Below are 15234 nucleotides of genomic sequence, written 5' to 3'. Positions count from 1 at the left end.
TGAGGAACTGCCGAAATCGAAATCATTGTGGGGGAAGTGTCAGGGCTCAAGGCCGATGGGGAAGAACTCTCCACCGCTCCACACGCCTAGCCATCGCTGCCCGTCGATCTCCCGCGTCACCGCCAGCTCTACCAGTTGGTAGAACACATTGCGATGGATCAGCGCTTCGAGATTGGTGCGCACATGCACGTAAGGCGCCGGCTCTTGAGTGGCTGGATCGATCACCACGCGAATCGGGTGCTCGGGACCGGCCTCGGTGGTTTCGTCGACATTGGTGGTGAAGCGCAACACCTGCGCCTCGCCCTCGCCGTCCACGTCCACCGCAATCGCCACGAAAGGCGCATCGTCGACCTTGATCCCGACCTTCTCGACCGGAGTGATGAGGAAGTAATCATCACCGTCGCGGCGAATGATGGTGGAGAACAGCTTGACCATCGGCTTGCGTCCGATCGGCGTGCCCAGGTAATACCAGGTGCCGTCGCGGGCGATGCGCATGTCGATGTCGCCGCAAAAATCGGGGTTCCACAAGTGGACCGGTGGCAAGCCTTGGGTCTTGGGGATTTGCCCCAGCAGGTCATTGGCTTTTTGCGGGCCACTCATGGTGCTCTCCTTGAAATTACTGGTCGCTGAGCCCCAACAGGCTACGCGCGTACTGCTGCAGCGGCGGGCCCATCAGGTCTTCGGGTTTTTCGTCATGGAATGTCAGTAGACCGCCACGACTGTTGATACGTGCAGTATCAATCAAATACTGGGTGCTGGTCTCGATCAACATGATCTGAATCACGCCGGTATCGATACCAAGGCGATCCACGGCCTCCTGATCCAGCCATTCATCCGAGTTGCCAATGCGGTCATCGGACTTGGCGAAACGGGTATAGAGCAGGTAGTGGGCACCGACGGCACGGGCTTCGCCCATGGCCTGGTCAAGGCCTTGCGGTGTGCGGGCGCGGCGGACCATCGGGAAATACTCGACGAAACCATCGAAGGCGACTTCGGCGATCACATTGGGGCGCGGGTAGACGGCGCTGCCCGGCGGCATAAAGGCGCCCTGGGCAATGTAGACGAACGAGTCTGGCTGGATACGCAGGTTATTCACCCGGCGGCTGTCGCTGTGGTCCAGCAGGCCGGCGTCACTCATGTGGTAGCGAGTCCCTTCGGCCATGTCGCTGACATTCATGCAGCCACCGAGCGCCATAATGGCCAGCAGCAAAACCAGGCTACGCATCCTATCCTCCAGGGGCCGGTGACGGAAAACCGGCGAATGGCCGTAGGATGCAGCTTTTGCGCCAGCTCAAGTGCGTCGCCGCTTGATAAATCGCATTCGCGAGCAGGCTCGTTCCCACAAGGGTTGGCGCCATACCTGCTCGCGAAGAGGCCGACTCAGCCGCCGATAATCTTCATGACGGTCGCACCACCGGAAAACGCCACTTCCTGCTTGTCGCCCAACGCCTTGACCAACAACCGCTGTAACGCCGGAAGCGCCTGATGACGCGGCTTGTCCAGCAGATCGCCAACATAGTGGCGATTGCTTGACGACAAACAGCCATGCAGCCAGCCCGTGGACGACAGGCGCAACCGCGAGCAGGTGCGGCAGAACGGCACGCTTTCATTGGCGATCACGCCGAAATGCCCCAGCCCCGGAATTTCATAACGCACAGCGGTGGCATCGACAGGCGCATCGGCCTGGAGATATTCATAGCGCTCGCCGATCAGGCCCAGCAGCTGTTGCAGGCTGACAAACTGCTGCAGGAAGGCATTGGAGTCGCTGGCCAGGTGGCCCATGCGCATCAACTCGATGAAGCGCAGTTCATAACCGCGTTCCAGGCAGTAATCGAGCAGCGGCATCACCTGATCGAGGTTCTGGCCGCGCAGCGGCACCATGTTGACCTTGACCTTCATGCCCGCTGCACGGGCCTGGTCCATGCCATCAAGCACCGTCGCCAGATCACCGCCACGGGCAATGCCGCGAAACGCAGAAGCGTCGAGGGTATCGAGGGAAACGTTGATGCGTCGAATGCCGGCATCCACCAGGATCGGCAGCTTCTTCGCCAGTAGCTGGCCGTTGGTGGTCAGGCTGATGTCCTGCAGCCCCATCTGGCCGACGGCCGCCATGAAGGCTTCGAGTTTCGGACTGACCAGCGGTTCGCCACCGGTGATGCGCAAGCGCTCGATACCCGCCGCTTCGATCAGGTACGCGACGCCACGCGCCATGGCTTCGGCCGACAATTCATCCTGCGCAGCCACCAGCCGCTTGCCGTTGGGCACGCAGTAGGTACAAGCGTAATTGCAGGCTGAGGTCAGGCTGACTCGCAAATTGCGAAAACGCCTGCCTTGTCGGTCAACGATCATGATCACTCCGGCGCAAGAATATTCGGGCTTGCTAAAACTTGACTCACAAATCAAGTTTTAGCAAGCCCTCTGCCTGAGTATATTCCTGCGCTGCTGCGCCATGTAGCGAAATAACGAGCAATAAGGTGGCTGAATGGCTCAGCTGCTCGGGGTATCGCTGTCCCGCTTGCGCTTGTTGCCCATGCGCACGCCGATGTCCATCAGGAACTGGAAGAAGCCTTCCTGGTCTTCCAGCACATTGCTCCAGAACGGCGAGTGGTAGAGCGCCACGGCTCCGTGCACCAGCGCCCAGGACGCGCAGTAATGGAAATAAGGTGGCACGTCTTCAAGCTTGCCTTCGCTGATCCGGCCCTTGATAAGCAAGGTCAAGCGTTCGAAGTTCGAGGCGCGGATCTTGTGCAGCTCCTCGACCATCTCCGGCACCTGGTTGCCCTTGACGACCTTTTCTTCCAGGCGGTCAAACAACCGGTACCGCTGCGGGTCGCGCATGCGGAATTCGAAATAGGCGCGGGACAGGGCCTCCTTGTCCTTGTCGACATCGGCCGAATGCAACAGCTCGTTCAAATCGCGCTCATAGTCGAGCATCAGGCGCAGATAGATTTCGGCCTTGGACTTGAAGTGCTTGTAGATCGTGCCTTTGCCGATACCGACAGCATCAGCAATCATCTCGACGGTGACACTGTCTTCACCCTGGTCGAGGAACAGCTTGAGCGCGGTATCGAGAATTTCTTGCTCGCGGCGACGAAACTCACGGACCTTACGAGGTTCTTTATGCATAAGAAAAGGTCTGTAGGGGTCAAAATTCGAAGCCGCGTATTATGCCTAAATTGCGCAAAAATGCACGGATCATCCGACCATATCTGTGTTTCTTGATGATTTCTCGCAACATCGTCTGTTGATGAGAACTCTTCTGAAGCGCCCGTATTCCAAATATGTTTAAAAACCACGGCCTACAAACTGGACGGTGCGAAATACTGATCAATACTTGAACTGTCGGCGGGGCATCTCCCCCAAGTGTCACGCCGATATTGGTACCAACGGACCGCGTGCCATTGTTTTACTCCTAATGGTCTTAACCCGGATTCACCCCCCAGAACCCGGGTTTTTTTTGCCTGCGATTTAGCCTTTTACATGCGCCAACGGAAACAACCGCTTGAAGTTCTCAGTGGTCTGCTCGGCAAATCGCTCGTAGGGCTCACCCCGCAACATTGCCAGAAATTCCGCTACTTCGCGCACGTACTGCGGCAGGTTCGGCTTGCCACGGTAAGGGATCGGCGCCAGGTACGGTGAGTCGGTTTCCACCAGCAAACGATCGGCCGGCACCTTGCTTGCCACATCGCGCAACGCGTCGGCGTTGCGGAATGTGACAATCCCGGACAGGGAAATGTAGTAACCCATGTCCAGGGCGGCTTTCGCCATGTCCCAGTCCTCGGTGAAGCAGTGCAGCACGCCTGCCTGGGGCAGCGCCGCCTCATGCAGCAGGTTCAAGGTATCGGCGCGTGCGCCTCGAGTGTGGATGATCACCGGCTTGCCGGTCTGCTGCGCTGCTTGCAGGTGCAATCGGAAAGATTGCTGCTGCAACTCCGCCGCTTCCGGCTCGTAGTGATAATCCAGACCTGTTTCACCGATCGCCACCACGCGCGGATGGTTGAGCTCGTGCAACAGCCAGTCCAAGGCAGGCGCCGCCCCCGGCTGCACATCCAGCGGATGCACGCCGACTGAACAATCGACATCGTCATAGCGCTCGGCCAGGGCTTTGACATCGGCCGCGTTGTCAGCGCTGACGCCGATACACAGGAAGTGCCCTACCCCACGCTGGCGGGCCGCATCCAGGGCGGCATCCAACGAGCCGTCATGGGCGGCAAGGTCGAGGCGATCAAGGTGACAATGGGAATCTACGAGCATAAAGGGCTGCAACTTACATCGTATGAGTGGGACGGTCGGATTTCAGTGGTCCGGCCAGGTAGGTTTCGATTCGACTGCATGCAGTATTATCGCCTTCAATGACGGCTGATGCGCAGACTCCAGGCGCAGGCGGTCACCTCTGGGCAGGCAGCGTCGCCCATTGCACCAGCAGCGCCTCCAGCAACAACACCCGGTTGAGGTTGGCTTTACTCAATACCTTCTGGCGCTGGGCGAGAATCCAGTCCTGGATATTCAGGACTTTGTCCTGAGCGGTTTTTTGCGCCAGGTACTGGATCACCTTGCGCATGTCCGTCAGCCCCAACCCTTCTTCATCCTGGGTCAGCTGATAGCGCAGGATCAGGCTCGACCAATCACAGAACCAGTCGAACAGCAGCAACAACGGAATCGCATTCCAGCCTTCGGCCAACTGTGTCGGCGATTGTTGCTGCTTGAGCAACTTCTTCACCCCATCGACCACTTGCGCGCGCTGCTCGCGCACGCCCTGGGCGCTCAGGTTCACGGCGGCCAGAGGCGAACCGGCTGCCAGCGTCAGCAACTCGATGCGCTCTTGCGGCGAACAGTCCGGCAAGGCCGTGGCCAGCCAGTCCAGACTCATGGCCTCGCCCGGCAGCGGACAGGCTTGCTGCACACAGCGACTCTTGATGGTCGGCAACAGCCGACTGGGCTGGTGGCTGACCAATAGTAATACCGTGTCGCCAGACGGTTCTTCCAGGCTTTTGAGCAAGGCGTTGGCGGCGTTGATGTTCATCGACTCGACCGGTTCGATCAACACTACTTTACGCCCACCCAGTTGCGCGGTCTGCACCACGAAACTGACCAGGTCGCGCACCTGGTCGACCTTGATTGCCTTGTCGGCTTCTTCCGGCTCCAGGATGTAGTTGTCGGGATGACTGCCGGCCTTGAGCAACAGGCACGACTTGCATTCGCCACAAGCGCCCTGCGGGGTCGGACGCTGGCACAGCAAACTGGCCATCAAGCGTTCGGCCAGGGCCCGCTTGCCGATTCCGGCCGGGCCATGCAGCAAATAAGCATGGGCGTGTTGCGCACGACCCGCCAGTTGCTGCCAGAGGCTGTCTTGCCATGGATAGGCTTCAGCCACGGCTCAGCTCCAACAGGCGTGGCAGCAGGGCATCCAGGGATTGCTGGACCTGTGCCAACGGTTGTGCGGCGTCGATCAGCACGTACCGCGCAGGCTCCGCTGCTGCGCGCTTGAGGAAGGCACTGCGCACGGCATCGAAAAAGGCCCGGCCCTCCAGCTCAAAGCGATCCAGACGTCCACGGGCACTGGCGCGCGCCAGCCCCACTTCCACCGGCAGGTCGAAAATCAACGTCAGGTCAGGGCGCAGATCGCCTTGGACAAAGGTTTCCAGCGTCGCAATACGTTCCAGCGACAAGCCGCGGCCACCGCCCTGGTAGGCGTAGGTCGAATCGGTGAAGCGATCACATAACACTACGGCACCGCGGGCCAGCGCCGGGCGTATGACTTCGGCCAAGTGCTGGGCGCGCGCCGCGAACACCAGCAACAGTTCAGTGTCCGGGTTCATGACCTCATCGACCGGCGCCAACAGCACTTCGCGAATGCGTTCGGCCAGCGGCGTGCCGCCCGGTTCGCGGGTCAGCAGCACCTCGATACCGGCAGCGCGCAGGCGTTCGGCCAGGTATTCGCGATTGGTGCTCTTGCCGGCGCCTTCCGGGCCTTCCAGCGTAATAAACAAGCCAGTCACAGGCAGTCCTTAGTCAGATTCATTGCGGGCTTTGCGGTGGTGTTGTGTTCGGTTCGGATTGCGGTTCCGGCGTTGCAGCAGGTTCAGGCACGGGATCTTGCGCGGGCACCGCAGGTGCAGCCTCGGGCGCTGAGTCTGGCGCTGAGTCGGGCGAAGCCGCCGGGACAGGGGGCTGGGCTTCGGAAGCCTCGGGCTGCGTCGTTTCGGTTTGCGGCACCTCCATTGGCGGTGCATCGGTTGGCGACGCCTCGGAATCCGGCGTTTCGGGCGAGCCCACCGGTGCCGGACTGGAGCGATAATCGGCGCGACGCTTGAGCTGGAACTCTCGCACGGCATTATTGTGCGCGTCCAGATCATCGGAGAACACATGGCTGCCGTCGCCGCGAGTGACAAAGTAGAGGCTGGTGCCTTCCACCGGATTGAGTGCCGCGTGGATGGCTTCGCGGCCGACCATGGCAATCGGTGTCGGCGGCAAGCCGGAAATCATATAGGTGTTGTAGGGGGTCGCTTCCTTGAGATGGGCGCGAGTCAGCTTGCCGTTGTAACGGTCACCCAGGCCATAGATCACCGTTGGGTCCGTTTGCAACAGCATGCCGATCTCCATCCGACGCACGAACACGCCGGCAATTTGCCCGCGCTCCTGTGGCACGCCGGTTTCCTTCTCCACCAGCGAGGCCATGATCAGGGCTTGATAGGGACCGGAGTAAGGCAGGTCGGCGGCACGCTGACTCCACTCCTTGGCCAGTACGTCGTCGAGGCGCTGGTAAGCGGTTTTGAGCAATTCGGCGTCGGTCATGCCACGCACGAAGCGATAAGTGTCGGGAAAGAATCGTCCCTCGGGAAAAATCCCGCTATGGCCGAGCTTGTCCATGACCTGGCTGTCGCTCAGGCCTTTCAAGGTTTGCTCGAGCTTTTCTTCCTTGGCCAGGGCCGCACGGACCTGATGGAAATTCCAGCCTTCGACCAGGGTCAGGCTGTATTGCACCATTTCCCCGCGCTTCCACAGATCGATCAGACCTTCGACGGTCATGCCGGGCGTCATGCGGTACTCGCCGCTGTGCAACGGCTGCTTGGGCAAATTGAAGCGCCAGTAGACGCGCAGCCAGAACGCGTCCTTGATGACGCCGTCGGCTTCCATTCGCAGGAAAGTGCGGTTCGGGGTAGTGCCCTTGGGCACCTCCAGCAATTCTTCCTGTTTGATATTCAGCGGCTGTACCAGCGCCGAATGAATTTTCCAGGCAGAAGCACCTAACATCAGCCCCGCCAGAACCAGTCCGGTTTCCAGCAGCAGCAAGAATTTACGTCTCACGTATCAAGCATCCAGTAGCGCGCGGGCAATGGTTTGGAGTTTACGGGTGAGCGGCCCAACCGGCCAGCTCAGTGCGGCATAGGCGCGCACCGGCCAAACGCCATACACGCTGTTGCAGACAAAAACTTCGTCAGCGCCTTGCAGCTGCTCAAGCGTGATATCGGTGATTTGCAGGGGGATACCTAAAGATTCCGCCTGAGACAATAATTCGGCACGCATCACACCTTCTACGCCGCAGCTGCTCAAATCTGCGGTGATCAACACGCCGTCATGCACCAGGAACACGTTACTGAACACGCCCTCGATCACGCGACCGGCTTGATCGAGCATCAAGCCTTCAGCATGTTCGGTGTCCTGCCATTCGGCACGCGCCATCACCTGCTCAAGACGGTTCAAGTGCTTGAGACCTGCAAGAAGGGGTTGAAAGGAAAGTCGCGTGGTACACGGGAACAGGCGAATGCCTTGCTCCGCATGAGCCTGCGGGTAAACCGCAGGAGGGTTACCCGTCAGGATACGACGGGCCTGGGCCGAAGGATCGAAAGCATAACCGCGCAGGCTGTCGCCGCGGGTAATGATCAGTTTGAGTACGCCGTCGTTCAGTTGCTCGGCATAGGTCAACACCTCCGAAACCACGGCAGCATGATCCAGATTGATTGCCAACCGCCGGCACCCCTTGGCCAGCCGCACCAGATGACGATCCAGCAGGACCGGAAAGCCATCATGCACGGCGATGGTCTCGAACAGACCGTCGCCGTAGGCCAGGCCGCGATCCTTCAGCGACAATGCGTCAGCCGGCTGACCGTCGACCCAGCTGTCCATCAGCCTGCAAACCGGCGAAACACCAGCGAGCCGTTGGTGCCGCCAAAACCGAAGGAGTTGGACACGACCACATCGATATCCATGTTGCGCGCGGTGTGCGGCACGAAGTCGAGGTCGCAGCCTTCGTCCGGCTCATCGAGGTTGATGGTCGGTGGCGCCACCTGGCTGTTGATCGCCAGCACGCTGAAGATGGCCTCGACCGCGCCCGCCGCACCCAGCAAGTGACCGGTCATCGACTTGGTCGAGCTGACGGCCAACTTGTAGGCGTGCTCGCCAAACACCGACTTGATCGCATTGACTTCAGCGAGGTCGCCAGCCGGCGTCGAGGTGCCGTGGGCGTTGATGTACTGCACTTGATCGCCATTGATCCTGGCATCACGCAGCGCATTGGTGATGCAACGTGCAGCCCCCGCGCCATCGGCTGGCGGCGAAGTCATGTGGTAGGCATCGCCACTGGTACCGAAACCGATCAGTTCGGCATAGATGGTAGCGCCACGGGCCTTGGCGTGTTCCAGCTCTTCCAGCACCAGCGCACCGGCGCCATTGGACAATACGAAGCCATCACGGCCCTTGTCCCATGGGCGGCTGGCGCGGGTCGGCTCGTCGTTGCGGGTCGATAGCGCGCGTGAAGCGCCGAAACCACCCATGCCCAGTCCGCAGGCTGCCATCTCGGCACCGCCGGCGATCATCACGTCGGCTTCGTCGTACATGATGTTGCGAGCAGCCATGCCGATGCAGTGCGTACCGGTGGTACACGCCGTGGCGATGGCATAGTTAGGCCCCTGTGCGCCCAGGTGGATGGACAGGAAGCCGGAAATCATATTGATGATCGAGCCAGGCACGAAGAACGGGGAAATCCGTCGCGGGCCGGTCTCATGCAAGGTACGACTGGTTTCTTCGATGTTGGTCAGTCCACCGATACCCGAACCCATGGCCACGCCGATGCGCTCGCGATTGGCGTCGGTCACTTCCAGACCGGCATTGCGCACTGCTTGAAAACCTGCGGCCAGACCGTACTGAATGAACAGGTCGAGCTTGCGAGCTTCCTTGACCGACAGGTAATCCTCGACTTTGAAGTCCTTTACCGAGCCGCCAAAACGGGTGGAATAGGCAGAAAGGTCGGTGTGTTCGATCAGACCAATGCCACTGCGGCCAGCCAGAATGCCCTGCCAGCTGCTCGGCACATCCGTGCCCAGTGGCGACAACATACCCATACCGGTGACTACGACGCGTCTACGCGACACAGCACTCTCCTTTTTTTCAAATGACGACTTTGCATCAGGCCTAAAGAAAAAACCGCACGCCATGATGGCAGTGCGGTTTTTCCATGACAGCGAGCAACGATTACAAACTATTACGCCTGGTGGCTAGTTACGTAGTCGATTGCAGCTTGTACGGTAGTGATCTTCTCAGCTTCTTCGTCAGGGATTTCGGTCTCGAATTCCTCTTCCAGAGCCATCACCAGCTCAACGGTGTCAAGGGAGTCAGCACCCAGGTCTTCAACGAAGGAAGCAGTGTTGACCACTTCTTCTTCTTTAACGCCCAGTTGCTCGGCAACGATTTTCTTGACGCGCTCTTCGATGGTGCTCATACCTTGTTTTCACTCCTAATGGACAAATTCAGGCAGCTGGCCAGTGGGTAAGTGTATAGAAAGACTTTTCAGCTTTTCAACTGAAAGCTTCACTCCTCAAACCCGGTGACCCACTGCCTATAAATAGATTGCAGCTTTATAACGGATTTTAGACAGCTCGTATGACATTTTTTTGAAACGATCCGTCACATTTAACTCATGTACATCCCGCCGTTCACCGGGATTGTAGCCCCAGTAACGTAAGCCGCACCGTCCGACGCAAGAAAAGCGACCACGGACGCGATCTCTTGAGCTTGCCCCAGACGACCCAGCGGAATCTGCGTCTGCAAGGCTTCACGCTGTGCCTCGGGCAGTTCGCGGGTCATATCGGTATCGATGAACCCAGGGGTTACCGAGTTTACCGTAATCGAACGCGAACCGACTTCACGCGCCAGAGAGCGGCTGAAACCTTCCAGGCCGGCCTTGGCGGCAGCGTAGTTTACTTGGCCTGCGTTGCCCATGGCACCCACAACCGAGCCAATACTGATAATTCGTCCCCAACGGGCCTTGGTCATACCGCGCAAAACGCCCTTGGACAGGCGGAACAGACTGTTCAGGTTGGTATCGACCACGTCATGCCACTCGTCGTCTTTCATGCGCATCATCAGGTTATCGCGGGTGATGCCGGCATTATTGACCAGGATCGCCGGGGCACCGAACTGCGCCTGAATGGTCGCCAGGACAGCCGCCACGGACTCGTCGCTGGTGACATTGAGCTCAAGGCCAGTGCCCTGAATGCCGTTTTCCTTCAAAGTGGCGGCAATGCGCTCGGCACCAGAAGCGGAGGTCGCGGTGCCCACAACGATGGCGCCCTGACGACCCAATTCCAGGGCGATAGCCTGGCCGATGCCGCGGCTCGCGCCGGTGACCAGTGCAACTTTACCTTGCAGACTCATGCAAGCTTCTCCTGATTCAGGCCAGCGCTGCACGGGCGGCAGCGAAAGCGTCTGGGGTATTGAGATTGGAAGTCGATACGCCTTCGGCGCAGCGCTTGTTCAGACCGGCCAGTACTTTGCCCGGGCCGCATTCCACTAGATTGGTCGCGCCCTTGGCGGCCAGGGTCTGTACGGATTCTACCCAGCGTACTGGCTTGTACAATTGCTCGAGCAGATCACGCTTGAGGGTTTCCAGATCCGCCGGCACCTGGGCGCTGACATTCTGTACCACCGGGATCTGCGGAGCCTGCCAATCGATCGCGGCGATCGATTCGGCGAAACGCTCGGCCGCCGGACGCATCAGTTCACAATGCGACGGCACGCTGACCGGCAACGGCATGGCGCGCTTGGCGCCACGTGCCTTGCAGCCCTCAATGGCACGTTCCACCGCGGCCTTGGCGCCGGCAATGACCACTTGCCCCGGGGAGTTGAAGTTGACCGCGCTGACCACTTCGCCTTGTGCCGCTTCGGCACAGGCAGCCAATACGTCAGCGTCTTCCAGGCCGAGGATGGCAGCCATGCCACCCTGCCCCGCCGGAACAGCTTCCTGCATCAGCTGGCCACGGCGCTCGACGAGTTTCACTGCATCAGCCAGGCTCAGGCTGCCAGCAGCCACCAAGGCACTGTATTCGCCCAGGCTGTGACCAGCCACATACGCCGGGCGCGCGCCGCCTTCAGCCAACCACAGACGCCACAGGGCGATCGAAGCGGTCAAAATTGCCGGCTGGGTCTTATCGGTCTGGTTGAGTTGTTCTTCCGGCCCTTGCTGGGTCAGCGCCCACAGGTCGTAACCCAGGGCATCGGAAGCTTCTTTGAACGTGTCGAGGACGACCGGGTGTTGCGCGCCCAACTCGGCCAGCATGCCGAGGGACTGCGAACCCTGTCCCGGAAAGACGAATGCGAGGGAAGCAGACATGTAACAAGCCCCTAATGATCTTGTCGTCGGAGAATTGACGTCCCGCTCAGGGGGACGCAAGAAACTGAGAGTTGGATGGCCATTTGAACCAAGCGGTCACATTTAAGCATTGTCCGACGAAAACGCCTAAAGCAACAAATCCTCCAGACGACCGTGGATGCGCTCCGGCAGGTTTTCCTGGATCTCGATCAAGGCACGGGAAATTGCACTCTGAAACCCCTGCACCCCCGCAGAACCGTGGCTCTTGACCACGATGCCCTGCAAACCAAGAAAGCTCGCGCCGTTATGTCGCGCCGGCGCCAGGTCAGCTTGCAAACGCTTCATCAGGGGCAGGGCCAAGGCTCCCACCATGCGTGACGGCAGGTTTTTCTTGAACAACGCCTCGATGCGCCCGGCAATCATGGTGGCCAACCCCTCGCTGGACTTGAGCAGGATGTTGCCGACAAAACCGTCGCAGACCACCACATCCGCTTCGCCACGGTACAACCCGTCGCCCTCGACAAAACCGATGTAGTTGATGCCACGGGCACTTTGCAGCAAGGTTGCAGCCAGCTTGACCTGCTGATTGCCCTTGATGTCCTCGGTGCCGATGTTCAGCAATGCGACGCGCGGACGCACGATACCCAGGGTCTCGGCCGCAACCGAGCCCATCACTGCAAACTGCAACAGATGCTCGGCGCTGCAATCGACATTGGCGCCCAGGTCGAGCAACTGGCAATAACCTTTCTGCGTCGGGATCGCCGCTACCATGGCCGGCCGATCAATGCCCGGCAAGGTCTTGAGCACAAAGCGCGACAGCGCCATCAGCGCCCCGGTATTACCGGCACTGACACAAGCCTGGACCTTGCCATCGCGCAGCAACTCAAGCGCCACGCGCATCGACGAGTCGGGCTTGCCGCGCAGGGCCTGGGCAGGTTTTTCGTCCATGGTAATGACTTCGGACGCCGGAGTAATCGACAGGCGCGCGCGATCCACAACCGATTGGCCAGCGATCAATTCTTCAAGGAGGGAGGGTTGACCGACGAGGGTCAGGTACAGCGAGGGCGTAGCAGACAGGCAAGCAAGACTGGCCTGGACAATGCTGCGGGGACCGAAGTCCCCGCCCATTGCGTCAATCGCGATGACTTGAGCGGACAAGTGATTACTCGTCAGCGCCCTTGTCGATCACTTTACGGCCACGGTATACGCCTTCTGGCGATACGTGGTGACGCAGGTGAACTTCACCGGTGGTTTTTTCTACAGACAGGGTGCTAGCCTCGAGAGCGTCGTGCGAACGGCGCATGTCACGGGCAGAGCGGGATTTTTTGTTCTGCTGAACAGCCATAATTGATTAACTCCTAAACGTTTGGGTCACGCTTTAACTGCGCCAATACACTGAACGGGTTGGACCGCGTTACCTCGTCCTCGCTCGGTTCGGGCTCATCTGCTCCCGCCGGCTGCTGGCATTCTTCCGGATGATGAGCAGGCACAATGGGCAAGGCGAGCAGAAGCTCCTCCTCGATCAGTGACTGCAGATCCAATGGATCTTCGCCCAGTTCCAGCACGTCATAACCTTTCGGCAACGACTGGGTATTCGCACCCTCCTTCACCACAGCGTAACTGCATTCGCTATGGATCGGCAGGGTGACCAGCTCAAGACAACGCTGGCAAACCATTTTGACTTCAGTGTCGATAAAGCTGTGGATGACCACAGATTTACGTTCATCTCGTTCAAAAACGAATTTAGCCTGCACCGTACCGACATTGTCGGAAAGCGGGTCGCAGAGTCTCTTCAAATCGGCCAGCAGCATTTCACCTTGGAGGGTGGTGCCACGATCAGCCAATTTGCGCGGGTCAACGTGAGGTGGAATCGGGTCATTCAACATAGGCGCAGCATTATAGGGATGCACCCGCCCATGTCAAAGGAAATTCAGCCCTGTCCGTCACTTGGAAGCCCCGATAGAATTCATGCCTGCCATTTGGAGTTGCGCATGCTGCCTTTATTACTCGCTTCAAGCTCGGTTTATCGCCGGGATTTGCTGGCCCGCTTGCAGCTGCCATTCAGCTGCAGCTCGCCGGACATCGATGAAAGCCATCGCCTCGGTGAATCCGCCGTCGAGCTGGTCAAACGCCTCGCCGAAGAGAAAGCACGCGCACTGGCCGCCAGCCATACCGCTCATCTGATTATCGGCTCAGACCAGGTCGCGGTGCTTGGCGAGCGAATCGTCGGCAAGCCCCACACTTTCGAAAAGGCCCGCGAGCAACTGCTGGCTGCAAGCGGCGCCAGCGTGACGTTCCTGACCGGGCTCGCCCTGCTGAATAGCCAGACCGGCCATTGCCAGGTCGACTGCGTACCCTTCACGGTGCACATGCGCACACTCGACAGTGAACGCATCGAACGCTACCTGCGCGCCGAACAACCCTACGACTGTGCTGGCAGTTTCAAGGCCGAAGGCTTGGGGGTAAGCCTGTTTCAGCGCACCGAGGGCCCCGACGCTACCAGCCTGGTCGGCCTGCCGCTGATTCGCCTTGTCGATATGCTTCTAACCGAAGGCGTGCAAATCCCCTAAAAGCAAAAGATCGCAGCCTGCGGCAGCTCCTACAGGTGATCGGTGTAGGAGCTGCCGCAGGCTGCGATCTTTTGACTTTAAAAAACTTAACGCAACGACGGACCGTTAAACCCCATCCACATTGCCAAGTGCTCAGCCACGCTGGCGCCGAGCTTTTTCGAGAAGCGATCGAACGGCGATTCCTGAACGGTGAAGTCCACCAGCTCTTTTTCGCCGATCACATCCCGCGCGACATAACTGGCATTACCCAGGCCGTCGATCAAGCCCAGCGGCAGCGCCTGCTCACCCGACCAGACCAGCCCGGAGAACAGCTCCGGATGCTCCTTGTCCTTCAGGCGATCGCCACGACCCTGCTTGACGCTGCTGATGAACTGTTTGTGGGTGGTATCGAGCACACCCTGCCAGAACGCCGTTTCTTCAGGCTTCTGCGGCTGGAACGGGTCGAGGAAGGATTTGTGCTCGCCCGAAGTGTAGGTGCGACGCTCCACTCCCAGCTTCTCCATGGTGCCGACAAACCCGTAGCCGGCCGCCGTTACCCCGATGGAGCCCACCAGGCTCGCCTTGTCGGCATAGATTTGGTCCGCCGCACTGGCAATGTAATACGCGCCGGAAGCACCCAGGTCGGAAATCACCGCGTAAAGCTTGGTATCCGGATGCAGTCCACGCAGTCGGCGAATCTCGTCATAGACATAGCCTGACTGCACCGGACTGCCGCCCGGGCTATTGATGCGCAGGATGACACCCTTGACCTTGTCGTCTTCGAAGGCGGCTCGCAGGCTACCGACGATGTTGTCGGCACTGGCCGGCTCCTTGTCGGCGATCATGCCGTCGATCTCGATCAACGCGGTGTAGTTACCACTGCGGGTTGCAGCCTTCTCGATATCCATCAGAGGCGTAAACAGCGCCAACGCGACAAACAGGTACACGAAGGTCAACAACTTGAAGAAAATCCCCCAACGCCGGGAGCGACGCTGCTCCTGCACACCGGCCAGCAGGGTCTTCTCCAACAGCTTCCAGCTTTTTTCGTCACCGCTCTCTGCGCTCGCCTTGGCGGGCGCTTTCCATTCGTCGGCCATG

General features: G+C 59.4%; 18 protein-coding genes and 1 pseudogene. 1 reads left to right on the top strand and 18 read right to left on the bottom strand.

Annotation, left to right across the window (positions count from 1 at the left end; all coding sequences use genetic code 11):
• Window positions 1-39 precede the first annotated feature (39 nt).
• The 17 genes and pseudogenes from AC3WWR_RS15750 to AC3WWR_RS15670 form a co-directional block, all read right to left on the bottom strand.
• The gene (locus AC3WWR_RS15750) at window positions 40-600 is read right to left on the bottom strand and encodes a DUF1285 domain-containing protein (protein WP_033043579.1); all 561 of its coding nucleotides are present in this window, start codon (window positions 598-600) and stop codon (window positions 40-42) included.
• Between the two features lie 16 nt (window positions 601-616).
• Window positions 617-1225, bottom strand: coding sequence for a DUF4823 domain-containing protein (locus AC3WWR_RS15745; RefSeq protein ID WP_168758794.1), 609 nt, complete (start codon window positions 1223-1225; stop codon window positions 617-619).
• 155 nt (window positions 1226-1380) lie between these two features.
• A complete protein-coding gene (locus AC3WWR_RS15740) occupies window positions 1381-2349 on the bottom strand; it encodes a GTP 3',8-cyclase MoaA (RefSeq protein ID WP_020799943.1) in 969 nt (322 codons plus the stop codon).
• Between the two features lie 138 nt (window positions 2350-2487).
• Window positions 2488-3126, bottom strand: a complete 639-nt coding sequence (locus AC3WWR_RS15735; RefSeq protein ID WP_007945721.1) for a TetR/AcrR family transcriptional regulator — start codon at window positions 3124-3126, stop codon at window positions 2488-2490.
• 342 nt (window positions 3127-3468) lie between these two features.
• A complete protein-coding gene (locus AC3WWR_RS15730; RefSeq protein ID WP_020799942.1) occupies window positions 3469-4254 on the bottom strand; it encodes a TatD family hydrolase in 786 nt (261 codons plus the stop codon).
• A gap of 13 nt (window positions 4255-4267) precedes the next feature.
• Window positions 4268-4351: pseudogene (locus tag AC3WWR_RS15725) on the bottom strand (PilZ domain-containing protein); the annotation flags it as partial.
• Window positions 4352-4387: 36 nt separating this feature from the next.
• The gene (locus AC3WWR_RS15720) at window positions 4388-5374 is read right to left on the bottom strand and encodes a DNA polymerase III subunit delta' (protein ID WP_020799941.1); all 987 of its coding nucleotides are present in this window, start codon (window positions 5372-5374) and stop codon (window positions 4388-4390) included.
• Window positions 5367-5999, bottom strand: a complete 633-nt coding sequence (gene tmk, locus AC3WWR_RS15715; protein ID WP_020799940.1) for a dTMP kinase — start codon at window positions 5997-5999, stop codon at window positions 5367-5369. Before tmk ends, AC3WWR_RS15720 begins: the two co-directional genes overlap by 8 nt.
• 19 nt (window positions 6000-6018) lie before the next feature.
• On the bottom strand, window positions 6019-7308 hold the full coding sequence (gene mltG, locus AC3WWR_RS15710) for an endolytic transglycosylase MltG (RefSeq protein ID WP_492598862.1): 1290 nt from the start codon (window positions 7306-7308) through the stop codon (window positions 6019-6021).
• 3 nt (window positions 7309-7311) lie between these two features.
• Window positions 7312-8127, bottom strand: coding sequence for an aminodeoxychorismate lyase (gene pabC, locus AC3WWR_RS15705; RefSeq protein WP_020799938.1), 816 nt, complete (start codon window positions 8125-8127; stop codon window positions 7312-7314).
• Complete coding sequence (fabF, locus tag AC3WWR_RS15700) at window positions 8127-9371, bottom strand: beta-ketoacyl-ACP synthase II (protein WP_033043585.1); 1245 nt, start codon at window positions 9369-9371, stop codon at window positions 8127-8129. The genes pabC and fabF overlap by 1 nt, the downstream gene beginning before the upstream one ends.
• A gap of 110 nt (window positions 9372-9481) precedes the next feature.
• A complete protein-coding gene (gene acpP, locus AC3WWR_RS15695) occupies window positions 9482-9718 on the bottom strand; it encodes an acyl carrier protein (protein WP_003175607.1) in 237 nt (78 codons plus the stop codon).
• Between the two features lie 191 nt (window positions 9719-9909).
• The gene (gene fabG / locus AC3WWR_RS15690) at window positions 9910-10653 is read right to left on the bottom strand and encodes a 3-oxoacyl-ACP reductase FabG (protein ID WP_020799936.1); all 744 of its coding nucleotides are present in this window, start codon (window positions 10651-10653) and stop codon (window positions 9910-9912) included.
• 16 nt (window positions 10654-10669) lie between these two features.
• Window positions 10670-11608: an ACP S-malonyltransferase gene (gene fabD / locus AC3WWR_RS15685; protein WP_033043587.1), complete on the bottom strand. Its 939-nt coding sequence runs from the start codon at window positions 11606-11608 to the stop codon at window positions 10670-10672.
• A gap of 126 nt (window positions 11609-11734) precedes the next feature.
• Window positions 11735-12745, bottom strand: a complete 1011-nt coding sequence (gene plsX, locus AC3WWR_RS15680; protein ID WP_020799934.1) for a phosphate acyltransferase PlsX — start codon at window positions 12743-12745, stop codon at window positions 11735-11737.
• A gap of 4 nt (window positions 12746-12749) precedes the next feature.
• Window positions 12750-12932: a 50S ribosomal protein L32 gene (rpmF, locus tag AC3WWR_RS15675; RefSeq protein ID WP_003179396.1), complete on the bottom strand. Its 183-nt coding sequence runs from the start codon at window positions 12930-12932 to the stop codon at window positions 12750-12752.
• 13 nt (window positions 12933-12945) lie between these two features.
• Entirely contained in the window at window positions 12946-13473 is a 528-nt protein-coding gene (locus AC3WWR_RS15670; protein WP_008066540.1) for a YceD family protein, read from the bottom strand.
• A gap of 105 nt (window positions 13474-13578) precedes the next feature.
• Between AC3WWR_RS15670 and AC3WWR_RS15665 the strand changes: the two genes are divergently transcribed.
• Window positions 13579-14157 (top strand): Maf family protein, encoded by a 579-nt coding sequence (locus AC3WWR_RS15665; protein ID WP_033043589.1) that lies wholly within the window; start codon window positions 13579-13581, stop codon window positions 14155-14157.
• A gap of 86 nt (window positions 14158-14243) precedes the next feature.
• Here AC3WWR_RS15665 and AC3WWR_RS15660 read toward each other — a convergent pair whose 3' ends face one another.
• The gene (locus AC3WWR_RS15660) at window positions 14244-15233 is read right to left on the bottom strand and encodes a S49 family peptidase (RefSeq protein WP_020799932.1); all 990 of its coding nucleotides are present in this window, start codon (window positions 15231-15233) and stop codon (window positions 14244-14246) included.
• Between the last annotated feature and the right edge of the window lies 1 nt (window position 15234).

The organism is Pseudomonas sp. EB271-G4-1, assembly GCF_058791355.1.
The sequence above is the reverse complement of the archived record's forward strand: the minus strand, read 5'-3'. Positions and strand labels throughout refer to the sequence as shown.